The following is a 24,424-nucleotide window of genomic DNA, read 5'->3' on the forward strand; positions in this document are numbered from 1 at the left end:
AATCCGGTGCATGCAAAGAACAGATGGAGCATGATGGAAGCTGCAATGGAAACGGACGGGAGCAAGGATGCCGGCCTCGGCAGCTCTGTGCAGGGGCTGCACCTGACTGTTGTTAAACATAATGAGGACATGTCGCAGGCGGCCGCCGAAAGGGTGCTGGCTCAGTTGGCCCAGCGCCCGGACAGCGTGCTGGGCCTTGCAACCGGCGGTACTCCGGTCGGCTTGTACCGCCAGCTGCAGGAGCGAAAAGCCGATCTGTCCAAGGCAGCGCTGTTTAATTTGGATGAATACTATCCTCTGCCCCGGCGCCATCCGCAAAGCTTTTTTCAATTTATGAAAGGGCATGTGTACGATCCGTTAATGCCATTAAGCTATGATATTCCGAATGGGGAAGCGGAGGACGTGGAGCGGGAGTGCACGCGTTACGAGACGGCGATCCGCAGCGCCGGAGGGATCGATCTTCAGGTGCTGGGGGTCGGAAGGAACGGTCATATCGGCTTCAATGAGCCGGGAACGCCGTTCACGTCAAGAACCCGGATTGTCGCTTTGAAGCGGGAAACGATGGAGGATAACGCCCGCTTCTTCGGAGATATCGGTTTGGTGCCGAAGCGAGCGATTACAATGGGCATCGGCACGATTCTGGAAGCGCGATCGATCCTGCTGTTGGCCAGCGGAGCGGCAAAAGCGGAGGCGCTGTACCAATTGTTGAAAGGGGACGTATCGCCGGACGTTCCGGTTACGGCGCTGCGCCTGCATCCGTCGGTGCACGTGATTGCGGATGAACAAGCAGCCTCCTTGCTGGAATGAAGCCGGCATTTGAATCCAGGCGCAGGCGGTCTTAGACGGAGGGGGGTATTCTCATATGGAAAAACAATTGCGGGTCGGCATTATCGGCTGCGGCGGCATTGCCAATGCCAAACATATGCCGAGTCTTGCCAAGCTGCCTCAAGTGGAGCTGGCCGCGTTCGCAAACCGGACACCGGATAAAGCCCGCTTGGCGGCCCAATCCTTCGGTTCGGCGGATGCGAAGGTGTATGCGGATTACCGCGAATTGCTCGAGGACCGGACCATAGACGTTGTCCATGTTTGCACCAGCAACGATACGCATGCGGAAATAGCTATAGCTGCTTTGGCCGCAGGCAAGCATGTGATGTGCGAAAAGCCGATGGCTAAAACGACAGCGGAAGCGAGACGAATGGTCGAGGCGGCGAAACGATCCGGTAAAAAGCTGACGATCAGTTATAACAACCGGTACCGGCCGGACTCGCAGTACTTGTACCAGATGTGCCGCAATCAAGATTTGGGGCATATTTATTGGGCCAAAGCCTACGCGCTGCGGCGCAGGGGCGTTCCGACCTGGGGAGCGTTTCTCAGCAAGGAGAAGCAGGGCGGCGGACCGCTCCTCGACATCGGGACCCACTCGCTGGATTTGGCCTTGTGGATGATGGATAACTATAAGCCGAAAACCGTGCTGGGTACGGCATTTCATCAATTGGGAAAGCAGCCGAATGCCGCCAATCCTTACGGATCATGGGACCCTTCCAGGTTCACCGTAGAAGATTCGGCTTTGGCCATGATTACGATGGACAATGGAGCTACGGTGACGCTGGAGGCGAGCTGGGCGTTGAACATCGTACACGAAGGCACGGGCAAAGTGACGTTGTGCGGTACGGCGGCCGGTGCCGACATGTGGGACGGCTTGACGATCAATGGGGAAAAATACGGCAAGCTGTATACGACTCGCATCCATCTGGAGGATGTAGGAGTACCCTTCTACGAGACACGGAAAGAGAGCCCGGCCGATTTGGAAGCCCGGTTGTGGATCGAGGCGATTTTAAACGACCGGGAACCGGTTGTTCAGCCCGAGCAGGCGCTGGTCGTACAGGAAATACTGGAAGCGATCTATGTTTCAGCGGAAACCGGGCAAGCGGTTAATTTTGAATGATGATTCTGGCTGCTTTGCGTCAATATGCGAAGCGATAAGGGGAATGGTTATGATGAAAATAGCCGTTATTGGCGCCGGTGAAACCGGTAAACGGTATGTGCAGCACCTGTTGAACGCCGGTCAAACGGAGATTGCCGGCGTGTATGATACGCAATTGGAAGCGGCTTCGGCATTAGCCCAACGATGCGGTTGTCCTGCATTTCCTTCGATGGAAGCGCTGGACGCCGCCTTGCCCCGGGACACGGTATACAACTGTTTAGGACTGCCGGAGGACAGCCAGATGCCGTATCTGTTCCGCGCTTTAGCAGGCGGCAGGCAGGTAATTGCAAGAATGCCCGCTGCGGATAGCGTCGAAGATGTTCAAGCGCTGCTGGAAGCAGCCGAGGCGCATGGGGGCCGGTTGTTGTTCAGTCACCCGGAGCGTTTTTATTACCACAATATCGATTTGAAACATCGCATCGAAGCCGGATCGATCGGCCGGATCGGCACGATTAATGTCAAACGTTACCTTCCTCTGCGCCCCACTGCCTTCCGTCAGGATGAGTCAGGTGCGAGCGGCGTTCATTGGATGGGCGGGAACTATAGCTGTGCCGGTGAGCCGAAAGACGGGGCACTATTTGGCCTCGCTCTGCACGATATCGATCTGCTGCGCTGGACACTCGGCGAAGTGGCGAACGTGTATGCGATGCATACAGCATCCGGAGAGTCGGATTATGTCCTGGTCACGCTTAAATTCCGGCAAGGCTCCATTGCCAATATCGAAGCGTACCGGGGGTATCCGGGCGGCTATACGGCGGCAGTAGAGTATGCCGGTTCCAAAGGCGTTATACGGTATGACAATCGCAAAACAAACGCGCTTCAAATACACAAAACGGAAAATTCGGCTTCGTGGCCGCATAATACGCAGTTCAGCCCTTCCTTCCGCCATCCCGAGCTTGATGAGCTCGTTCACTTGTTAAGCTGCTTAAGAAACGGTTCACAGCCGATGATGACGGTCGAAGATGTCCGCGAAACGCTGAAAGTGGTACATGCGGCGCAACAATCGATTCGTACCGGTCAGCCGGTGCAGCTTGGCGTTGACCGAGTTAATGGCATACCCGGATTTCATGGCGAAGCGAACGGAGGTGGGGAGCATGCGTAAAATAAAAGTGGGACTGATCAGCTTCGCCCATCTTCATGCGGTCAGTTACTTACAGGCGCTGATCGGGCACCCGGAGGTGGAATTGGTCGGGATTGCGGATGAAAACCGGGAACGCGTAGAGCCATACATCCGGCAGTATCAAATACCCTATACTTCCGATTACCGCAAGCTGTTGGCCGGCGACGCCGATGTCGTGATCATCAGCTCGGAAAATTCCAGGCACGCCGAGATGACGATTGAAGCGGCCCGGCATAAAAAGCATGTGCTTTGCGAAAAACCGCTGGGGATCGCCAAAGAAGAAATGCGTCGCATGATCGATGCATGCAAACAAAACGGCGTGCAGTTGATGACATCATTTCCTAACCGCTACATTCCGATGATTGTCGCCGCCAAGCAGGCCATCGACCAAGGCGAAATCGGCCGGGTGATTGCCGTCAAAGCAACGAACAAAGGAGAAATGATCGGCGGATGGTTCAATGACCGCTCTTTATCGGGCGGCGGCGCGTTGATCGATCATACGGTGCATGTCATGGATTTGCTGAACTGGATTCTCCGCTCGCGGGCGGTTGAGGTGTACGCCGAGTCGGGCAGCTTGTTTCATGATGCCGATATCGATGATGCGGGAATGGTCCACGTCAAATACGAGAATGGTGTCATCGTTGCCTTGGATGCGAGCTGGTCGCGTACCCGCGCTTTTCCGTACAAACGCGATTTGACGATGGAGATCGTCGGCACGGACGGCGTTATTTCGATCGATTATTTCGCTCAAATCAATGAGGTGTACAGCGAAGCAGCCGGGCATGCCGAGTGGAGCTACTGGGGGGACAATAAGGATCAGCTGCTGATTAACGATTTGATCCGGTGCATCCGGGAAAATAGACCGGTGGCCATTACCGGAGAGGACGGATACAATTCAACCATGATCGCATTAGCCGCTTACGAATCGATTCGTCTGAAGAGACCAGTAAGTCTTATTGATTATAAGATGGAAAAGGACGGATAACATGTATACGATCGGAGTCGATCTTGGCGGAACGCAGATCCGAGCGGGGCTGTTCGATCCTGCAGGCAAGCTATTGGTTAAAGCCGAAGCGCTGACTCTTGCGAATGAGGGGGCGGAAGCGGTTATCGGAAGGATGAAAGAAAGCATCTATGAAGTAATCCGTCATGTGGAGGGCTCGATTTCCGGAAACATCGCTGGTATAGGCATCGGCAGCCCCGGACCGTTAAACCCGTTCACGGGCGTGGTGCTTTCCCCATCAACCCTACCGGGAATGATAGATATCCCGTTGCGAACGATCATGACCGACGAATTTCGAGTTCCCGTCTATGTAAATAACGATGCGAATGCCGCCGCCTTGGGCGAATGGTTGTACGGCAGCGGGCAGCATACGAATAATTTGCTATACGTCACCATAAGCACCGGCATTGGGGCCGGGATCGTCGTCGACGGCAAGCTGCTGCTTGGCGAGCAGGGAAGCGCGGGCGAGATCGGGCATATGATTATCGATCCGAACGGCCCGTTATGCAGCTGCGGCAATCGCGGATGCTGGGAAGCTTGCGCTTCGGGAACGGGCATCGTGGAAAGAACGAAGCAAAAGCTGGAGCGCTGCGATGAAACGCAGCCTTACAGTCGTCTGCAATTATGCAGGACGCAAGAATTGACTGCAAAGGACGTATTTGCCGCAGCGATGCGTTATGATGCTCTGGCTATGGAGATCATTGAGGAGACCCGGATGTATCTGGGTATTGGACTCATTAATCTGATTAACTTATACAATCCTCAAAAAATCGTTTTTGGCGGAGGCGTCAGCAAAGCGGGCGATTTCCTCTTGAAGCAGCCTATCGAGATGGCTCAACAGCGTTCTCTTTTGGGCATGCGCGACGTACAGTTTTCGATGGCTGCGCTTGGAGAAAACGTCGGACTATACGGCGCGGCGGCACTCGTCAGCTACGAGCAGCGGAACAAATGAATGCGATAGAACCTGCATGGAAAAAAGGGCTGTCCCATAAGGGCATCAACCGGTGATACAGTCCAAGAGCCTGACGCCGCAATTGGAGACCGTCAAGCGATATTATTCATGACCGCGCAGGCATGGGAAAGGATCCCAATAAATGCGGCTGTTTCCCGGTATTCGACCAGGGAACAGCCGCTTCTTGTCTGAATCTAATTCCGCATGTTCGGATTTCTTTAATTAAGGGCGGCGCTTTTTCCAGCTGTGTAGCCAGTGGCGAAGGCGGCCGTTATATTATACCCTCCGGTGTAACCGTGAATATCCAATATTTCTCCGCAAAAATACAAACCGCGCATCATTTTCGACTCCATCGTTTTTGGATCGATTTCTTTCAAATTTACACCGCCGCCCGTTACAAAAGCTTCCTCGATCGATAAGGTTCCATCTACAGAGACCGGGAAAGCTTTGATCAACCGGCTCAGCTCCAGCCAGTTTTGTTTAGGAATGTTGTCGTAAGTCAGCTGTTCGTTCAATTGGGCCTTATCCAGCAGCAAGGCGACCATCCGTTCCTGGAACTTCGTCTTCAAACTATTTTTAATCGCCTTTTTCGGCTCGTTTCTGGACAGGCTCAACGTTTCTTCGTATAATTCCTCCGCGCTTTTATCAGGGCATAAATCGATCGTCAGACGTACCTCTGTCGAGTCTTTGGCCAATTCCTTTACTACAAATTGACTGCATCGCAGCGCAATCGGTCCCGATAATCCGAAATGGGTAAACAGCAGATCGCCTTGGTGAGCGACGACTCTTTTTCCCTTTGCATTCCAAACGGTTAGCGTGACATCGCGGAGAGAGAGACCTTGCAGCTCGCGGCTCCGAATGTAAGGCTCGCTCGAAGTGAGCGGTACCTCCGTCGGAAACAGCGTCGTGATAGAGTGTCCCGCAGCCTCCGCCCAGGCGTAACCGTCGCCGGTTGAACCGGTGTGAGGAACCGATTTGCCGCCGGATGCGATAATCACGCATTTGCTATGTATTGTTGGGCCCGATTTGAGCCGGACGCCGGAGACTTGTCCCTCGTTATACATGACTTGATCGACCGGGCTGTTGACCCGGATTTCGACGCCCTGCCGCCGTACCTGGCTGACGAGGGCATCGACCACCGACTTGGCTTTATCCGACACGGGAAACATCCTCCCGTTATCCTCTTCTTTCAATCGTATTCCCAATTGCTCAAAAAACGCGATGATGTCCCTGCTGCCGAAGTGGGCAAAAGCGCTGTACAGAAACCGGCCGTTGCCGGGGATATGCTTAATCATTTCATCGACATCCTTGTTGTTCGTTACATTACAGCGTCCGCCGCCGGAAATGCCGAGTTTTCTTCCTAATTTGTCTCCTTTATCGATCAGCAAAACGTTCGCGCCGTGCTCGCTGGCGGCAATGCTTGCCATTAGGCCGGCTGAACCGCCGCCTATTACTATCACATCGTAAACCATGTATACAGCCCCTACACTTGCTGATTTTTATTGATCATAGCATGATTTTTTCATAATTCAAAGCCGCGCCGGAACTCATTCTACTTTGGGGTTGTGCTATGCGGTTATGTCGTACGGTACCTGCGACCACTCGCCTGGCATTTCATGATTCTCCCAGCGCAACCAATAATCATACAGACGTTACAGCCGTTTCCGAAGCCATAATAAGGATACGATTTTGGCTAGGGGAGGATGGCTATGAGTAAACGGAAAGCGTTGGCTGCGGGCTGCGCGGCAGTGGTCTGTGCGCTTCTATGGCTGGCGATGCCGCCGGCCGATCTAAACCCGGAAAAATCGCAGCATTCCGTCGGTCCGTCCGAAGCAACAGGTGCGCAGAGCCTGGAGGCCGAGCCGCAGCAGCAAGGGCAAGGCGGCCGTCAAAGGCCGAGTTCGGAGAAGCTTCAAGAAGGCGGTAACGGCCGAATGAAGCCCCAAGCAGGACCGCCTGTGGCGACTGACTCCTACGGCTACGGTCCGGTTGAAGAGCAGCCCGGTCAGACTCCGGCGGATCCGCTCATAGGCCCGAAGCGGCCGGCTGCCGATTCCGCTGCGGGCGGAGAGACGACGCCGCAGGACGGGACAAGCCCAAGCCGCGCCTCGAAACCGCCGGCCGATTCGACCTATCCGGTCAAAGGCAAGGTCGCGTATTTAACCTTTGACGACGGTCCGTCGCGGAGCACGCCGCGCATTTTGAGCATTTTACGCGAGCACGGCGTCAAAGCGACCTTTTTCGTCATTGGCAAAACGTCGGAAGAAAGCAAGCAGCAGCTGAGAAATATAGTCGCGCAGGGCCATGCGCTGGGCAATCATACGTTTTCGCATGACTACAAACAAATTTATAAATCGGCAGACAGTTTTAAGGCGGATGTGGATAAGTTGGACCGCTTTCTAATGGAAACGGTAGGTATAAAGCCTGAAGTTTTGCGTTACCCGGGAGGGTCGAACAATCAGCTGAGCTGGCGGACCGGAGGTCGAAATGTGATGAAAATTATTACCCGGGAAATGTCGAAAAATGGAATTCCATACTTTGACTGGAATGTGAGCTCGACCGATGCAGCCGCTCCGGTACAGGACAAGCAATCGATAATCGAATCCGTCAAAACCAATAGCGCAGGCAAGCCGAATATAATTGTGCTTATGCATGACATGGATTTGAAGACAACGACCGTGGAGGCGCTGCCGACTGTCATTGCGTATTTGAAAAACCAAGGCTATCGGTTCGATGTGCTGAGCAAAAGCTCGTTTACATACCAATTTTTGAAGCCTTGATTGAATCGTTGACTGAAACGCATACTAATTATGCGTAAAAATAAGCGAAGGGAGCTGAAAACGATGGCAGCGAATCAATCCTCCAAGGAACAGGAACAGCAGGCGCACAAAAATAAACAGCAAGCTTCCAGGCAACCCGGCGAAGCCGCTTATGATAAAAAATTGGACGGACCGAACCGGCCTTCGGTTTAACCGATGGTTTGAATCATTCGGACTGCTGGAACAAGGAGTGATTATGATGGACCGTAATGAAAAGAAAAAGAACGCTAACGAGCCGGCCGACGATAATCCCGATCAAAAGCAGACGGCCTCTTCCGATCAAAGCGATCTTGATCCGTTCGAAATAAATTTTTTGCCGCAGTTTATGGAAGGCAGAGGCCCTAGAGACCCTTTTGTCAATTCCCAAGGGGTGGTGATCGGGGACCATATGTATCAGTCGAAGCATTCGCCGCTCGAGCAGTGGAGCACGGAGACCGATCCCGCTGTGATGGCCGGCGACGAATGGGTGCACCCGTTCAAAGATATCGGCTTCCATACCGCTGAAAATCGCGATATATTCGAAGAGGGCGTTCCCCCGCGCAGCGGCATCTTTATGCACCCGGACAAGGACGTCGCCTACCCGGCATATAACAACGAGGCGGGCGGCAGCGCCGGCGATGCGGACCCAGCCGAGGCCAGCGCGGATCAAACGAAACAAAACAATGGACCAGGCAAGCCGTAGCGGCGGAAAAGGGGCTCCGATATACGCCTGTCCCCGCCGTTTATGGAAACAGCTACTTTGCTTTCATCCCTTACCGTTGTATAATGAAGACATATGAAAGTTTGTAAACCCATATGTAGGTAAAGGAGTGAAAGTACATGTCCATGTCATTTGAGTCATACATGAAAGATATGGTTCAGCCGATGCGCGATGATTTGACCCGAATCGGCGTAACCGAATTGCGTACTCCGGAGGAAGTCGTTGAAAAGCTGGAGGGATCGAAGGGCACTGCGCTGCTTGTCATCAATTCCGTTTGCGGCTGTGCGGCCGGTCAATGCAGACCTGGCGTTGCCAAAGCGCTGCAAAATGAGGTGAAGCCGGATCACCTGTTTACCGTATTTGCCGGTCAGGATAAGGAAGCGACGGCCAAAGCTCGCGAATACTTGGCTCCGTACCCGCCATCCTCTCCATCCATCGCCTTGATGAAGGACGGAGAACTCGTTCATTTCATTCAACGCCACCAAATCGAGGACCGTTCTGCAGAGATGATCGCAGCGGATTTGATCGGCGCATTTGAAAATTATTGCAAATAAACAGCGATGCTAACATTATAGCTCCCGTCTGCCTTTGTGCGGGCGGGAGCTTTATTTAACCTTATACGTAAGGTTCGCTCCGTTAAACATTGACAAGGTTCAAATTTATTCGTATCAACAACCCCCGCGTGTGACATATCGAAGTACATAGGGCGTTAGTGGAAAAGTTACTTAATTATTTGGAGGCTGCCGCTTGCAATCTTTTTAAGCAGGACTATACTAAAAGGAAATAAGAGGGAGAGGTGTCGTTGATGAGCCTGCAGCAGGAAATTATCGCAAAGCTGGGCGTGATGCCGGAGATTAATGTGGATGAGGAAATCCGCAAAAGAGTCGATTTTTTAAAGCAATACGTATTGAAATCGGGAGTAAACGGGCTCCTTATCGCCATTAGCGGCGGGATCGACAGCGCGGTTGCAACAGGGCTGTGCGTACAAGCAACCAACGAGCTGACACAGGAAAAGGACAAGGAATACAAAACCGTCGGTGTGTTCCAGCCTTATGGCGAGCAGGTCGATATTGCGGACAGCTATGCCGTTGCCGAAGCGTTCCAGCTTAAATACCGGATTGAAACGAATATTGAAGAAGCGGTCAATGAAATCGCGTTGGAGGCCGAATACGGCTTGAAATCGATCGGCGATTCTCGCCATTTAAGCCGCGGCGGCAAAGGGAACGTCAAGGCGAGAACGCGCATGGTTCTGCAGTATGCGCTGGCGTTTGAGCTGAACCTCCTTGTTGTCGGCACCGATCATGCATCCGAGGCGATTACGGGCTTCTTCACCAAATATGGCGACGGTGCCGTAGACATTACGCCGCTCAGCACGCTGAACAAGCGCCAAGTCAGACTGCTGGCCGCCAAGCTGGGAGTGCCGCAAAGCGTGCTGGACAAAGCGCCGACAGCGGGCCTATGGGAAGGCCAAACGGACGAGAACGAGCTCGGTATCACCTATGACGCGAACAGCGCTTATTTGGAAGGCAAGACGATCGATCCCAAGGAACAGGAAAAGCTGGAGAAGCAGTACTTGAAAACGGCGCACAAGCGTGAGCCGATTCCGGGTATTTAAGCGGACAGACCGTGCGGAGGCACGGTCTGTTTTTAGTGTTTAACACCGTCCGGTTCAAGCCAGACACAACTACTAAATAGCCGGTAAGCATCTACAGCGCGCTCTAAATTAACGTTTTTCTATTTTGGCCTAGCCCAACGCCGGTGCAGTGTCTCCGAAATACTCCGATCCATATTGCTTCCTCGATTTTTTCCATTCATGATGCCATGCCGAAATATGCGGCAGCGGTTCCGCGTCAAACTCCTCGCTCATCATTTTATGCAACGCGGCATATTGCTTTTCAACTGAAACCCAATCCTTGCATTGGTCATACAGCTTCATGAGAATGAAATACAGCTCCTCAGCATTGGGGAACAAGCTTTGAACGCGGCTGTACAGCAAAACGGCGTCGGCAAGACGTTCATTCTCCACCAATACATTCCCCAAAGCGACGGCATGATGATACCACAGTGTACGCAGCCGCTCCCGTTCTCCATCGGCCCATGAATAATCATGGTCGATTAAATAATCTCCCTGATACTGATCCGACAAAGTGATATGATGCGAAATTGTATCCCGGCTAACCGGAGGCGCATCCTGGAGCCCGCGCTCCCATTCTTCGATATCCAGCTTCATGCCGTTCAGATCAACCCGGTAACCGTTGTCCGAGCTGACAATGCGAATCGGCAGTCCGATTGTGCGAAGCATTTTACGAATTTGGTAGATGGCCGTATACAATTGGGTGTAGCCTTTATGAGCATCCGTTTCGGGCCACAGCAGCTCGATTAAAACGTCTTTGCGTACAGGATGCAGCCGGCGGTGAACCAAATAAGCAAACAGCTCCTGCGCCCTCGTTGTTCGCCATTGGATCGTCCCGGGCTTGGCAATGTCGAAATGCAAGTATTGGAAGCATTTGATCATGCCCGTCGTTGCCTCCGAGGCGGTTACGGCCGGGGGAGGACGGTGCACAAGCCGCGTCAGTGTACGCAGCAGCCTTTCCTGCAGCACAGGCTTTACAATGTAGTCGAGCGCATTAAGCTCGAAAGCTTTAACCGCATACTCCTCGTAGCCGGTAACAAATACAATATCAATGGAGGGCAGCCGGTTTTGCAGCAGCTCCGCCAGCTCCATACCGCTCAGCTCGGGCATATCAATATCCAGAAATGCAATATCAGGTATATGTTCGGAAGCTGCCGCCAATGCCGATTCGCCGTCCTGGAATGTTCCAATAACATCCAGCTGTCCTGTTTTCTTAATTTGTCTTTCCAGATCGCGAAGTGCTAATGATTCATCGTCAACGAGTATCGCTTTCATATTGTCACCCCCATGAATCAGAGTCCGATTTCCCTCCCCTATAGGAAGGCGTAGTAAATATATCGAACTTTTACAGCCGCAAAAATGATAATTATTTCACAAAAACAAGGTCGAATTACTAATTATTAATTAAATTTTGTTATGAAAATCGTTCGAAGGGCCTATTCCACCATTATACCGCTTCTTGTTCATTTTTTGTTCAGTTTTTTATGTTGTAATTATGATTGGCATAATTCGAAAAAAACCGACAATTTTCGGCGCAACGAAACTGTTTGTATGGAGGATAGGATAAAAAAATGAAAAAAAGGTTAGTTTCTTGTACATTAATTTGTATGCTTCTGCTTCAGCTTGTGTCCAATCTGATGTTCGTTCCGGCAGCGGATGCGGCTGCAGGTCCTGTGGTAACCGTTACATTGGATACCCCAGGGAAGGTTGAGCTGGGCGGAGATACTACGCTTGAGGTTACGCTGCAGAACGGAGGGACCTGGGCTTATAATGCCGGTATCGAGCTGCTGCTTACGGACGGGCTGAAGGTGGCCGACAGCAACAGTTTGAAAAGTACTTCCGAGACCCCTAATTCAACAACAGGGGAGCTTACGGTTTATTGGAAAGACATTAAAGATTTGGCTCCCAATGAAAAATTTACGTTTCCGATAAAGCTGACTACGATAGATAAGCTGCGGAAAACCGGGGCTGACACTGATTTCGGCCAGCAGGTAAACGCCGTAGTTAGCGTGTATACCAGCAATGATGCCCGGCAATTATACGAGCCGCCGAATACTCCGAGCGGAAAGTCCGATGTGAAGTTAATCAAGATTGTTCCGTTTACCGTCAAGGTGATTGAACCTGAACAGAAGCTGGTGAAAGGCGCGGGTCCTGATGCGGCGCCTCCGGCAGCAGGCGACGAGTGGGGCGCATATAAGTATAAAATTGAAATCGTCAATAATAAACGCGCCAATACGAATTTTACGGTGTTCGAGAATCGGATCGACGATGCGTTGGAAGCCTACGGCTATTCGATCAACCCCAATGCACAGACTGTTACTGGAAATAAACGTGTGGCGAACTGGAACAACAGCTTAATACTGACGAGCGGCGAAACAAAAACAATTGAGTTTAACGCCGCGTTTCTGGAAACTCCGAATTTGAAGGACGACGGATCGACGCGGGTCACGAATACGATTCAATATACCGGCGTAACGAATAAGATCTCTTCGGGAACCCACACGGAAACCGACAGCATCAACTATTATTCGATTCCGAAGGACGTAATTATTTCCAAATCGGTAGATAAGGAAACGACGGGTTACGGCGAAGCTCTGACTTATACTCTAGTGATCCGGTCGAATGAATATTATGACGTAACGAATGTAACGATCACGGATACGGTCGGCGACGGACAGAAGTTCACCGGCTATACAAGCGCCTCTATTGCGTATCCGGACGGTACGAGCGTTTCGGCAGCTCCAACCTTTGCGACTCCCGCCAGAGATACTGCGGACGGCACAACGAAGCTCGGATGGACGGTTCCGGACAATACATTAAAAGCGGATGCTGCGAGAAATAAAGGAACCGTAGTTACGATTAAATATACAACGGAAGTGGAGAATACGTGGAAAGCTCCCTCCGGAGGACCGGTGGTCGCCGGCGATACGATCGACAATAAAGCAACAGTGACCGGAACGACGACGGTATCGGGTTCCGTTTCCGATTCAGCCTCGACTTCCGTCCCGATCGCAGTGCCGAAAATCAGCGAGACGATTAAATCGGTCAACACAACCGCGCTCTCGTCTCCTAATAATAAAGCCGCTGACGTAACCGTCGGCGATAAAGTAACGTTTAACGTAAAATACGATGCGACCGGGGTTAATGCCAAGCAGCATGGGGTAGAAATTTTCGATTTTCTCCCATATGGCACTAAGCTTGTAGATGAAACTTATGCGAACTATGCGATGAACGGTGTAACGCCCGTTTATAATACTGGTTTACATGCTTTGATTTGGAGCTTCAGCGATATAGACGAATTGAAGCCCCCCTTTTATACGGACATTCAGGTTGTAGTGATAGACGATGCCGAATACAGAAAAGCTGTCAAAGGCGCGGAAAATCTGGTCGTATTATCTTATAAAAATACGGCCGGACGCACTCAAAGCGATCGTGATACGGTCAAGCTGAATTTTGAAGGGCCGGATGTAGTGAATCAACGGTTTGTTGAAACAACAGATGTATCGCCGGGCAAAGGCATTGTAACGGTCAAAGGAAATCAGACCGTAACCGTTAAGATCATTCTGACGAACAACGGCAAGCTGCCGGCATATAATGTTGTCCTGCAAGAAACTTTACCGCCGGAATTGACATTTAGTCAATTTCTTACCGATTCGAGAGTAACAGCTTCAGGGCCGGCACCGGGCGATTCAAAGCTATTTTTTACATTAACAAGCCCGCTGGAGCCGGGAGCCTCAATTGACCTGATATATGAGGCAAAAATAATTGATCAGATCGGAGCCTTGAAACAAATTAAACAGGAGTCCTCGTGGGACTATTACGGGCAGCCATCTACTTGGCCTGTCGGGGAGCCGCGGCACCATTATACACCAACGGAGCCGCTGCATACGACGATGCAGGCCCAGAGCCCGACCATAACGAAAAAGGTAGTGGATACAACAACTTCCACTACATCCTCGCCGAACTTGAATGTCCGAGCCGGCGACTGGGTTGTATACGAGGTGGAGGCGAAGCTGCCCGATACGGAAACTGCATATAACGCGACTTTAACCGATTTTATACCGGTGCGGCAATCGCTGCTTGGCGTATTCTCGACGTGGGACCCTGCGACCCATACCGGCACTTCGGTAGCCCAATCCGTATACCAGTTGGGCGGGGATGCGACCGCCGGCTATACAGTTACGCTGCCAAATCTTAATGTCAGCCGCACGGCTGGCGGCTTTAAATATTACACGTACTATATCAAGACCAAAGTCGACAAGCTGACAGGCAGTTCGGAGCTTCAAAAACAATTGGCCAAGTTCGGATGGACCGATGAAAACGTCGGCGGAACGTCAAACACAATCCAATCCTTGCTAGCCCAAGTAACCGTAAACAGACCGAATCTAAGCGCCGATATGTCCCCGGCCTCCTTGCCTGAAGTGAACAAGGGCGAGGTGAAGGATATTACCTTCACCATCACCAATAACGGAACAAGCGATGCGTACGATTTTGTACCAACGATCACACTGCCCGCGGGCTTTGAATTTGTGAATCCGGACAAGGTGCCTGCCGGTGATCTGGAAACCGGATATACGATCACGCTGGACAAGCGGGATCTTGCACCGGGAGCCGCGAATAAGTTTATTTATCCTTTTAAAGCAAAGCTGATAGAAGTGAAAGGGTCCGGCTCGAGCTATCAGATTATCGGACGGACCGGGGATTACTATGTTTCGCACGAAGTGTTTACGGGCGGTTCCGCAGGTCCTGACGAGAAATATTCGCAGACTCAAGCGCAAACCGTTGTAGGCATTCCCGGCGTTACATTACTGAATGAAATTGCCGCGACCAGCAACGGAAGCAGCAAAACGGAGATCAGGCCTGGCGATACAGTCGACTATAAGCTGACCGTACAAGTGCCGGCCGGAACGAAGGCTTATAGTTTGACAGTCGAGGACACATTTGCATCCATCGGCAATTTTGAAATACTGCCGCTGCCGGCCGGCACGAACACGGATGCCGTTGGCAGAAGCTGGCCCGGCGGCGGGAACAAGCTAGTTGTAAACTTTGGCTCGCCAATCGACGCTACTGCAGGGGCCAGGACGTTGACTGAAACCGTAAGACTTAGAGCGAAGCCGGATGGAACCAGTCCGACAAGCGGAACCTTTACGGTGCAAAAAGCTACTTACACTACAGGGGCCATCGCGAAATGGTCGACGGAAATCGGCACGCCTTTGCAAACAAATCAGGTACAAACAAGCATTGATGTCCTGCAGCCGAATGTTACCATCACGGCCGAACCGATTCCCGATCCGGTATTTAAGGATTCGAATCCAACGATTGCAGCCGGCTTCACGATTAACAACAGCGGTACAAGCAAGGCCTATAACAACATAGTGGAAGTTGCAGTTCCGTCCGGGCTGCAGGTTTCCAACATTTCCAACGGAGGTACGCTTGCCAACGGGAATAAAGTGGTCTGGAACATTGCGGAATTGAATTCGGGAGCCAGCCATACGCTGACTTTCAACTTGCAGGTTACAGCGCAGATCGGCGCAGGCAGCAACAACCTGGAAGTGGCAGCCGTATTGAAGCAATACGCTTCAACGCCTGCAGCGCAGCCGGAACAACAAGCAAAAGTGTATACGCCGAACGCACCGGCATCCAGCTATCTGTCGATCGCTCCGCTTACGATAACGGCGGCGATTACCGACAATACATTCGGCCCGGCGCCATTCGACAAGATTCGCCCTGGGGATGAAACGACCTATGAGGTTTTATTGAATCCGCCCGGCAGCAGCGCTGCATTTATGGCGGTTTTGAAACTGCCGGTTTTGCTGGAGCAGGATATAGTCAGTGTTACGATGGATGGACAAACGGTTTCGTTCTCGCCTATGGAGGGCGGATACCCGTTGGGGACGGCCGCAGGGCATAAAAAAGTAATCGTGGTGGCGCGCGCCAAAACGAATACCAATAATGCACAAAATCCGTACAATGCCGCATTCAAGCCGACCGTTGAGTACAAAACCGCAGCTAGCGGAGGCACGGCTCTATCGGCAACCGCGGCTCAATTGCAGGAGGATGTGATCGAGCCTAATGTAGCGGTTTCGATCATGGCTGACAAGCAGCAGGTTTTAACTCCGGGCGAGCCGGTAACGTTCCAAGTAAAAGTGGATAATACGCTTGGGCTCAGCACGGCTTATGCTGCGGAGCTGAACATGACGGTAGCCAACAGCGTGTATTTGCAGCGTGTAGGCCCGAGCACGGAAGCAAGCGACGTCATAACGTCGGATAGTCAGCATTTCACATGGAAAATGGCGGCGATACCCGCCGGACAGCAGCGTCAGCTGACATTCCTTGCCGGTTCGAAAAATTCGACCACCGTCACCTCGCAAGTGTATTTTGAAGCGGAGCTTGCCAAATATTTCTCGCTGCCAAGCGGTAAAGGCAAACAGTACGGTCCACTTGTGACGAATGAGGTCGGCGTTGTAGTACGCGGACAGCATATGCTTGAAAATTCGGGCACACTTTCCGTCACAGCCGGTCAAGATGCGGTGTTTAATCATATTTTGCGCAATACGGGCGCCGGGAACGATACTTTCATCCTTGGCTTGATAGGCGCTTATCCGACGGATTTATATGCCGGCGGACAGAAAATTGCTGCAGGCAAAAACATGAACGGAGTGTGGGTTTGGGATAGCATTGATCCGCTTTATAATTCGGGCGGTAATGTGGCAGTGACGTTAGACGGCGGCGGTATGAAGGATATCAAGCTGGTTGTTCATGTTCCTGAGAACACGCCGTATGACAACACGAATGCACAGGTGTATTCGTTGAATGCAAAAGCCCAACGTACCGGAAACGTCAGTACGGTTCAGGATTACTTGAAGATTGCAGGATCCGCTTTGGACGGATGGAGCGGAGACCAGGAGAGCGCCGGTTGGATCATGCCTGCGTACGGACGTGGAGATTCCTTGTTCTTCCGGGCAGTCAGCGCGGTTCATATAGCAGCTCTCAAAGCTTACTATACGCATGGCGATAAAACCGGACTTGTCGAGCTCCAAGTGCAAAACAAAGACACCTATATCGCCAAGGGAAGCAAGCAATGGTCCGGCACAGCCAGACTGCCGGTGACGGCATCGCCCGGAAATTACGAAGTGAAATTCGTAGCCTTGGACGCTCTGGGCAATCCGTTGGAAATCGACGATAAGAATAGTACGACGGGTGCGAACAACCCGTTTGCTGTCAAAGGATCGGTAACCGTACAAGGCCAAATCAAGGATGCGGTTACGAACCAGCCGATCGCAGGAGCGAAAGTGGTACTGTACCATCCGGCATCCGGACAACCGGTGGCCGAAACGACTACAGATGCAGGCGGCCATTATGCATTCCCGGATGTGAAGCCCGGAGGCTATCGACTAATTGTGCAGAAATCGCCGTATGCCGAAGCGGTCAAGGAATTTTATGCATTGCCGCAGAGCGGCTCGGATTCTGTAGTTGTCGTCGATGCGGTGCTTACGCCTTATACCATCACATTGCAAGCGAATCCGTCGACCATTCTTGGCGATGGAAAATCGGAGACCGAGCTTACCGTCAAGATTACGGATGCCGGGGGACAACCTGTGGCAGGAGCGCAAGTGAACTTCTCATCTCCAAGCGGCATCGGCTCGTTCCCATCGGGAACGACGGCAGTGACCAACGAGCGGGGAGAGGCGAAGCTGCCTTATCGTTCGGATGCAGTTTCGGGCAATGCATCGAAGCGGGCAGAAGTTGTGGCCAACGTCCAGGATCCGTCGCGGCAATTGTCCGCTGACGCTCGCATCGTCATTACGCTTGATCCGGGGGCTATCGCCGGTGTCGTAACCGAAATGGTGAACGGAGTACCGCATGTAGTAGCCGGGGCTGTAGTTGAAGTAACCAAAGATTTGGACGGAGACGGCATCAACGACTTTATCGCCCGTGCCGTAACGAAGGAGGACGGCTCTTACTTAATCGCCGTTCCGGTTGGTAATACGGAGTATGACCTGACGATTACGAAGCCGTTCATAATCGGAAACGAGAAGAAAGATATATCGTTCCCGCAAAAAGCTGCTGTCGGCACGATCTCTCCGGTTGGGTATGAAGTGTACCCTGCGACAAAAACGGCGAGCGGTGTGCTCCTGGTACAAACGTCCGGAGGACAAACCGGGCAGTTCCCTGCAGGCTTGTACAGCAAAATGAAGGGCTATCTGATCGATGAATCCGGCAACTATGTTACCAATCCGGACGGATCAAGGCTAGCCGTTACGTTCGGAACGAACGGTTCCTTTAACGCTCAAAACTTGAATGCGGGAACTTATCAGCTTGCTATAGCAGTTGAAGTCGCTCCGGGTCAGGAATTAATTATTAACCGTGATAGAAATGGCAACATATCGAAGCTTCAATTGCAGCAAAACGGCGAAATGAACATCACTATAGAGCTGATAGATCCGTACGGAACCGTTACGGATGCGAAGACCGGCGAGGTCATCGAGAATGCGCACGTGGAACTATACTATGCGGATACGCCAAGAAACAAGGCTAACGGACGGAATCCGGGAGAATTAGTTTCCTTGCCTGTACTCGAAGGATTCCCGCCGAGCGAAAACCGCAACCCGCAGGAAACGGATGCGAACGGGGAATACGCTTATATGGTTTATAGAACGACCGACTACTATGTGGTCGTTTCCAAGCCCGGGTACTACACGTATAAAAGCCCGATTCTTTCCGTTGAACAAGAGATAGTGAGACACGATCTTCAACTGGTGCCGATACCCAAAAGTACAGGTTCGGGTTCCAAAGGCTCCGGCGGAGGAGGCGGAGGAGGTGCGGTAACGACTCCGACAGCACCGGAAGCCGGCAATCCGGATCAGGCCGACGGACAGGCCGATTTGGCCGTAGCACTTATGTCGGACAGGGCGACATATCCGGAAGGCGGCATTATTACTTTCACGATCGAGTATTTGAATAAATCGAACGTGACGGTAAAAGGCGTCTCCGTTCAGGCACAAATTCCTGCGCATACCAAACTCGTCGATGCGGCGGGCGGAACGACGGATACTGACGGAACGATCCGTTGGAGCTTGGGCGACCTGTCTCCCGGAGCATCGGGCAAGCTGGTTTACAAGGTTCAAGTTCAGGAAAACGGTTTGTCCTCGGCAGAGCAGCTTATAACGAACCGGGCCCAAATTATAGCGGCCGACGAGCTTGTGTTCAAGGAGGATGATCAATCTCCGCTGCAGCTGCTGTTATTCTCGTCCCGATTCGGCGCCCAGCAGCACAAGCGATACATCGCGGGCTACCCGGACGGTCTGTTTAAAGCCGACCGGTCGATCACCCGCGCTGAAATAGCGGCGATTTTTGCCAGAATTATGGATTTGCAGCAGACCGTCAAAGGCATAAGCTTCTATCAGGACGTTACGCCTTCCTTCTGGGCGGCCGGTTATATCGAAGCGGCTACGCGGGCAGGTTTATTCGGAGGATACGAAGATCAGAGCTTCCTGCCGGATCAGCCTATTACCCGGGCCGAGCTGAGCACGGTACTGGCAAGATACTTGAAGCTGCAGGATCGCGCGCCGCTGCAAACCCATTTCGCCGATATTAACGGCCATTGGGGACGAAATGCGATCGAAGAAATTTACCGCCATCATATTATTGAAGGCTATCCGGACGGATCATTCAAACCGGAGGCCAATATGATACGTTCGGAAGCCGTCACCATGATTAACCGCCTGCTGTACCGCGGACCGCTGAACAATGTCGAGGTTGTATTCCCGGATATGACTCCTGATCATTGGGCGTTCGGCCACGTACAGGAAAGCGCGGTAACCCACGAATACACGCGGAATCCGGACGGGTCGGAAACGATGACGAAGCTGATTCCCGAACCGTTGTGGTAAGCGGGTAACTATCAAATCTTGCAAGAAACCCAATAGCGCGGCACCTTCCCGAACAAGTTATTTCGGAAGGCGCCGCGCTTTCCTTATAATGATAGAAAGAATAAGTTTTCAGCGGAGCTGAAGCGTTCTATCATTTCAAGAAAACCTACGATTAAATCGCGGTCGCTCATCTTGGAATGGCCTCGATAAAGGTTTCCTTATTATTGCATAATGTAAGGTAGGGCCCCACGGGGCCGCCTTGCGTTCCGATGCCGGATTCGATACGATGGAATCATATTTTTCCGGATGAATAGAAAAGAGGGCATAGTTAATATGATCATCGGGATCGGAACCGATTTACTGAATATCGCCAGAGTGAAGACCATTGTTGAAAGCGGCGCGGGCGACCGATTTATCGCGCGTGTTCTTACGGAGGACGAGCAGAGACTGGCAGCCGAGCGGCAGGGGAGGCTCGTCGAGTTCGTTGCCGGACGATTTGCCGCCAAAGAAGCGGTAAGCAAGGCGTTGGGCTGCGGTATCGGGAAGCAGGTGTCGTTCAAGGACATCGAGGTGATTCCCGGACCGCTGGGCAAGCCGGTCTGCAGGGTGAGCAAGGAGGCGCTCCGGCGCCTGCAATTGGAGCCGCCCGAAGAAATCGTCATCCACTTGAGCATCACGCATACGGCCGAGCTGGCTATGGCCTATTCCGTAGCGGAACGCGTGCCGTTTTAGCGAATCCGACCGAGCCTCGTTCGAATTCAATTCTATGACCGCAATTGACTTCCTAGTGTGGACTAACAGCGGGGGATAATGACCCGCGAAAAAACCTTCGATACTGCCATGCAGCGTAATCGGAGTTTTTTTGTGTTTTCGTTAAATAGGATTGCGGTGCATCTTGTTCATTAATTGTTCAGAACCGTGTTATATAATGGGGAACTGATGCGTAAATCGTGTGCATTTGGCTTAGAGCGAGGAAGGGGTAGGCGAGTGAATACCGGGAATGAGCGATTTTACGGCAAACAATTGAAGCGGGACATGTTCAACCAATCGGGCGTTCTCGTCGTGCCCGCTATGGCGCTGGTTGGCATGGAGCAGCTGCAAATTTTGAACCGCCACGGGATTTCATTGGAAGAGCATGATGTCGGCGATAGAACGGAACCATCCGATCATAGTCAGCTCATTGACGAGAGCGTCTTGATTATCGAGGATATTTTTCAAGAAATTCGCTATACGAAACAAATACCATTATTGACGATCCGCAAGCAAATCTTTCCGATGATTTACCATACTACGGAACAGCCTAACCTGTTCGCACTGTTTGCTTGCTTGCAATCCAAGGATGATTATACGTTTCGCCACAACATTGGGGTAGGCGTCATAGCAACCTTGATCGGCAGGTGGCTTGAACTGAAAGAAAGCGAATTATCCCAACTGACGATTGCAGCCACTCTTCACGATGTCGGCAAGCTGAAAATTCCGCTTGAATTGCTGAATAAACCGGAAAAATTAACCGCTGAGGAATTCGAGCTCATGAAGAAGCATACTTGGTTCGGTTATGAAATGATCCAGAATACGGTAGGAACCAATCTTAGAGAAGCACTTGTTGCCTATCAGCATCATGAGCGGCAGGACGGAAGCGGATATCCGCTCGGGATCAAAGGCGATCAAATTTCGTTTTTCAGCCGGATTGTTGCAGTAGCCGATGTATTTCACGCGATGACTTCCCAAAGAGCCTATAAAAACGCGGCGCCTTTCTATGAGACGTTGAAACAGATGCACGACAACGCTTTCGGCGTTTTGGATCCTCAAATCATCCGGTTGTTTATGGATAAAATGATGCAGTCGATCATTGGAAATGATGTTTTGCTGACGGACGGAAGCAAAGGAACCATCGTTATGGTGAATCCCCATGATCCGCTGCATCCCCTTGTCAGTCTGGATTCGGGATTTCTGGACTTAAGCAAGCAATCCTCATGCCATATTGAACGCATACTGATTTAAATCGTTATCTCGACCCGGCCTGTCTGTGGCTTTAGCTTGCATGGAAAGGAGCTGTACAACTATTGCCGGTGGAAGGAACCTACAATTATTATATTGTCGCCCTTTCGGTTCTGATCGCCATTTTAGCCTCTTATCTCGCTTTGAATATTACATCGAAAATATCGTATGCCAGAGGTAAATCTAAATTTTTCTGGCTGTTTACGGGTTCTTTTGTTATGGGGAGCGGCGTATGGTCGATGCATTTCGTTGGGATGCTTTCGTTCCATTTGCAGGTGCATGTGCGCTATGATATGACGCTGACGCTTCTTTCCATGGCGGCAAGTATTGCGGCATCGTTCATTGCCTTCTATATGACGATGTCCCCGGAAACAAGTGCTGCTAAGATGGCCGCAGGCGTGTTATTTATGGGCAGCGGCATCGTTGCGATGCATTACACGGGGATGGCTGCGATGCGAATGCCCATTCAATTGGAATACGACCCGTTTTATTGGGCATTATCCGCCGTAATCGCACTGGCGGTGTCTTATGCGGCTATGCTGCTATTTCTCCGCTTCCGGAATTATACGGCCGTCAGCCCGTTAAAGTGGCTATCGGCGGTCGTAATGGGATTCGCCATCTGCGGCATGCATTATACGGGGATGAAGGCAGCCTTGTTTAAAGACCATCATCACGCGCCGAAGCTTCCCGACGACGCTTCGCTTATCGACCCTTTTTTATTTTATGGCGTAACGGCAACGATATTTGTTATTTTGCTTGTCTCGTGGGGGGCGATGTTTTTTGACCGTCACGTGCTGGAAAAAATGGCATATACGGATACGATTACCGGATTGCCCAACCGCAATGAGATGAAACGTTTTTTTGACAAGCATAACGGTAAAGAAACCGTCGCCGTCCTTTTCCTCGACCTGGACCAATTCAAGGCGATTAACGATACGTTGGGGCATCATATCGGCGATTTGCTCGTACAAGCGGTCGGCGGCCGTCTGCAAAGCTTCGTCACTGACAAACAGCAAGTATTTCGAATAGGTGGCGATGAATTTTTAATCATTTGCACCGATTGTCGGCAAGCCTCGGCAGAACGGCAAGCGGGCCATATATTACAGAAGATCAAAGAGCCCTATTTTCTCGGAGGCAACGAGCTTTATGTGACCGGAAGCATCGGCATAGCCGTAGGCTCGATTCAAAACGAGGACCGCTCGATTTTGCTGAAGCAGGCGGATACGGCCATGTACCGGGCGAAAAATTTGGGCAAAAACCAGTACTGCGTCTATAGCGAGGAGATGGGTGTACAAGAGGTCAGACGAATGGAATTGGAGAAAGATTTGAACCGGGCTTTTGAGCAAAATGAATTTTTCATTGAGTACCAGCCTAAGTGGAATGTGACGACGGAACGGCCCATTGGCTTTGAAGCGCTGCTGCGCTGGAGGCATCCACGCCTGGGGGTCGTTTACCCCGGTGAATTCATTCCGATTGCAGAAGAGACGGGGCTGATTGTTCCCATGACCAGATGGGTGCTGGAGCAAGCTTGTCTGCAATGCGCCCAATGGCAGAAAAAAGGCGTTTACTTGCCGGTATCCGTTAACTTGTCCATTCGCCTGTTCAAAAGCGACAGCTTGCAGGAGATGGTGCAAAAGACATTAGCCGCAGCGGAGCTCAAGCCGCGTTTTCTGGAGCTTGAAATAACGGAATCGATGGTTCTTTACGATGTGAACGATATGATTCGCCAGCTTTTGGCGATCCGGGCTCTGGGTGTGCGCGTTTCGATGGATGATTTTGGAACGGGCTATTCCTCGATAGGCTTGCTGGACCGGATTCCTATCGATGCGCTCAAATTGGACCGGATGTTTACGAACGATTTGCACACGCCGAGCAAAAGGGCGATTATTGCCGCGATTGTCATGATGGCGAAAAGCTTGAAGCTGGATGTCATCGCCGAGGGTGTGGAAAGCTACGAGCATATTACCTTTTTGAAAAATTTGGGATGTACCGTGATGCAGGGGTACTATTACGGCAAGCCCATGCTAGATGAGGAGATTGAAGCATGGCTGGCATTCATGGAACGATCGAAAGGTACCGCCCTTTGACCTGCTTTATGGCGGATCGCTGAAACATAAGAAGGATCGGGACGGCAGCCCGATCCTTCCTTATTTAAAATTGTAAAGAAAGCATAAGTTCCATACGTTGCTTTGCCAATCTTGATAAACATGCCTGTCCTCGGCGAAGCCGTTTATCCGATTACGACTTTATCGGGTTAAGACCCCTACCTCTAAGGTGGGCCTTGAATCAGGTGGGGTAGAGTCCCCATCTGATTCCCCGATGTTCAGCAAAGCTGAACGAGTT

General features: G+C 51.6%; 16 protein-coding genes. 14 read left to right on the forward strand and 2 right to left on the reverse strand.

Features of this window, described 5'->3' with window-relative positions; all coding sequences use genetic code 11:
• The first annotated feature begins 6 nt into the window (after positions 1-6).
• From nagB to E1757_RS15475, 5 genes are read left to right on the forward strand one after another with little or no spacing between them, the layout of a single operon-like run.
• A complete protein-coding gene (gene nagB, locus E1757_RS15455) occupies positions 7-807 on the forward strand; it encodes a glucosamine-6-phosphate deaminase (RefSeq protein WP_246079214.1) in 801 nt (266 codons plus the stop codon).
• Between the two features lie 55 nt (positions 808-862).
• Positions 863-1,945: a Gfo/Idh/MocA family protein gene (locus tag E1757_RS15460; protein ID WP_133229581.1), complete on the forward strand. Its 1,083-nt coding sequence runs from the start codon at positions 863-865 to the stop codon at positions 1,943-1,945.
• Between the two features lie 49 nt (positions 1,946-1,994).
• On the forward strand, positions 1,995-3,086 hold the full coding sequence (locus E1757_RS15465) for a Gfo/Idh/MocA family protein (RefSeq protein ID WP_165972136.1): 1,092 nt from the start codon (positions 1,995-1,997) through the stop codon (positions 3,084-3,086).
• Positions 3,079-4,089, forward strand: a complete 1,011-nt coding sequence (locus tag E1757_RS15470) for a Gfo/Idh/MocA family protein (RefSeq protein WP_133229584.1) — start codon at positions 3,079-3,081, stop codon at positions 4,087-4,089. The genes E1757_RS15465 and E1757_RS15470 overlap by 8 nt, the downstream gene beginning before the upstream one ends.
• A gap of 1 nt (position 4,090) precedes the next feature.
• Positions 4,091-5,059 carry an ROK family protein gene (locus tag E1757_RS15475; RefSeq protein WP_133229586.1) on the forward strand — a complete coding sequence of 323 codons (969 nt, stop codon included), beginning with the start codon at positions 4,091-4,093 and terminating at the stop codon, positions 5,057-5,059.
• Positions 5,060-5,277: 218 nt separating this feature from the next.
• Here the strand turns inward: E1757_RS15475 and E1757_RS15480 are convergent, their stop codons facing one another.
• Positions 5,278-6,531 (reverse strand): BaiN/RdsA family NAD(P)/FAD-dependent oxidoreductase, encoded by a 1,254-nt coding sequence (locus E1757_RS15480; RefSeq protein ID WP_133229588.1) that lies wholly within the window; start codon positions 6,529-6,531, stop codon positions 5,278-5,280.
• A gap of 237 nt (positions 6,532-6,768) precedes the next feature.
• Here E1757_RS15480 and E1757_RS15485 point away from each other — a divergent pair, with 237 nt between their 5' ends.
• From E1757_RS15485 to nadE, 5 genes are all read left to right on the forward strand, one after another.
• Positions 6,769-7,839 (forward strand): polysaccharide deacetylase family protein, encoded by a 1,071-nt coding sequence (locus tag E1757_RS15485; protein WP_165972137.1) that lies wholly within the window; start codon positions 6,769-6,771, stop codon positions 7,837-7,839.
• Positions 7,840-7,902: 63 nt separating this feature from the next.
• Positions 7,903-8,031 carry a hypothetical protein gene (locus tag E1757_RS36905; RefSeq protein ID WP_281282495.1) on the forward strand — a complete coding sequence of 43 codons (129 nt, stop codon included), beginning with the start codon at positions 7,903-7,905 and terminating at the stop codon, positions 8,029-8,031.
• A 43-nt stretch (positions 8,032-8,074) separates the two neighbouring features.
• Entirely contained in the window at positions 8,075-8,560 is a 486-nt protein-coding gene (locus E1757_RS15490) for a DUF3905 domain-containing protein (RefSeq protein ID WP_133229592.1), read from the forward strand.
• Between the two features lie 137 nt (positions 8,561-8,697).
• On the forward strand, positions 8,698-9,132 hold the full coding sequence (locus tag E1757_RS15495; RefSeq protein ID WP_133229594.1) for a BrxA/BrxB family bacilliredoxin: 435 nt from the start codon (positions 8,698-8,700) through the stop codon (positions 9,130-9,132).
• 251 nt (positions 9,133-9,383) lie between these two features.
• The gene (gene nadE, locus E1757_RS15500) at positions 9,384-10,193 is read left to right on the forward strand and encodes an ammonia-dependent NAD(+) synthetase (protein ID WP_133229596.1); all 810 of its coding nucleotides are present in this window, start codon (positions 9,384-9,386) and stop codon (positions 10,191-10,193) included.
• 129 nt (positions 10,194-10,322) lie between these two features.
• Here the strand turns inward: nadE and E1757_RS15505 are convergent, their stop codons facing one another.
• The gene (locus E1757_RS15505) at positions 10,323-11,486 is read right to left on the reverse strand and encodes a response regulator (protein ID WP_133229598.1); all 1,164 of its coding nucleotides are present in this window, start codon (positions 11,484-11,486) and stop codon (positions 10,323-10,325) included.
• Between the two features lie 296 nt (positions 11,487-11,782).
• Between E1757_RS15505 and E1757_RS15510 the strand changes: the two genes are divergently transcribed.
• The 4 genes from E1757_RS15510 to E1757_RS15525 all read left to right on the forward strand — a co-directional run bounded on the left by E1757_RS15510 (position 11,783) and on the right by E1757_RS15525 (position 24,168).
• Complete coding sequence (locus tag E1757_RS15510) at positions 11,783-20,104, forward strand: S-layer homology domain-containing protein (RefSeq protein WP_133229600.1); 8,322 nt, start codon at positions 11,783-11,785, stop codon at positions 20,102-20,104.
• 312 nt (positions 20,105-20,416) lie between these two features.
• Entirely contained in the window at positions 20,417-20,815 is a 399-nt protein-coding gene (gene acpS / locus E1757_RS15515) for a holo-ACP synthase (RefSeq protein ID WP_133229602.1), read from the forward strand.
• A gap of 255 nt (positions 20,816-21,070) precedes the next feature.
• Positions 21,071-22,084, forward strand: a complete 1,014-nt coding sequence (locus E1757_RS15520) for an HD-GYP domain-containing protein (RefSeq protein ID WP_246079215.1) — start codon at positions 21,071-21,073, stop codon at positions 22,082-22,084.
• A 68-nt stretch (positions 22,085-22,152) separates the two neighbouring features.
• The gene (locus E1757_RS15525; protein ID WP_133229712.1) at positions 22,153-24,168 is read left to right on the forward strand and encodes a bifunctional diguanylate cyclase/phosphodiesterase; all 2,016 of its coding nucleotides are present in this window, start codon (positions 22,153-22,155) and stop codon (positions 24,166-24,168) included.
• The last annotated feature ends 256 nt before the right edge of the window (positions 24,169-24,424 follow it).

It is taken from the genome of Paenibacillus piri, assembly GCF_004354045.1.
Lineage (GTDB): Bacteria > Bacillota > Bacilli > Paenibacillales > NBRC-103111 > Paenibacillus_S > Paenibacillus_S piri.

What these genes read in the sequence shown, in the direction of transcription:
- E1757_RS15485 (WP_165972137.1), top strand. Translation starts at nt 6,769, where the DNA reads ATGAGTAAACGGAAAGCGTTGGCTGCGGGCTGCGCGGCAGTGGTCTGT.
- E1757_RS36905 (WP_281282495.1), top strand. Translation starts at nt 7,903, where the DNA reads ATGGCAGCGAATCAATCCTCCAAGGAACAGGAACAGCAGGCGCACAAA.
- E1757_RS15470 (WP_133229584.1), top strand. Translation starts at nt 3,079, where the DNA reads ATGCGTAAAATAAAAGTGGGACTGATCAGCTTCGCCCATCTTCATGCG.
- E1757_RS15505 (WP_133229598.1), bottom strand. Translation starts at nt 11,486, where the DNA reads ATGAAAGCGATACTCGTTGACGATGAATCATTAGCACTTCGCGATCTG.
- nadE (WP_133229596.1), top strand. Translation starts at nt 9,384, where the DNA reads ATGAGCCTGCAGCAGGAAATTATCGCAAAGCTGGGCGTGATGCCGGAG.
- E1757_RS15490 (WP_133229592.1), top strand. Translation starts at nt 8,075, where the DNA reads ATGATGGACCGTAATGAAAAGAAAAAGAACGCTAACGAGCCGGCCGAC.
- E1757_RS15465 (WP_165972136.1), top strand. Translation starts at nt 1,995, where the DNA reads ATGATGAAAATAGCCGTTATTGGCGCCGGTGAAACCGGTAAACGGTAT.
- acpS (WP_133229602.1), top strand. Translation starts at nt 20,417, where the DNA reads ATGATCATCGGGATCGGAACCGATTTACTGAATATCGCCAGAGTGAAG.
- E1757_RS15475 (WP_133229586.1), top strand. Translation starts at nt 4,091, where the DNA reads ATGTATACGATCGGAGTCGATCTTGGCGGAACGCAGATCCGAGCGGGG.
- E1757_RS15480 (WP_133229588.1), bottom strand. Translation starts at nt 6,531, where the DNA reads ATGGTTTACGATGTGATAGTAATAGGCGGCGGTTCAGCCGGCCTAATG.
- E1757_RS15460 (WP_133229581.1), top strand. Translation starts at nt 863, where the DNA reads ATGGAAAAACAATTGCGGGTCGGCATTATCGGCTGCGGCGGCATTGCC.
- E1757_RS15495 (WP_133229594.1), top strand. Translation starts at nt 8,698, where the DNA reads ATGTCCATGTCATTTGAGTCATACATGAAAGATATGGTTCAGCCGATG.
- E1757_RS15510 (WP_133229600.1), top strand. Translation starts at nt 11,783, where the DNA reads ATGAAAAAAAGGTTAGTTTCTTGTACATTAATTTGTATGCTTCTGCTT.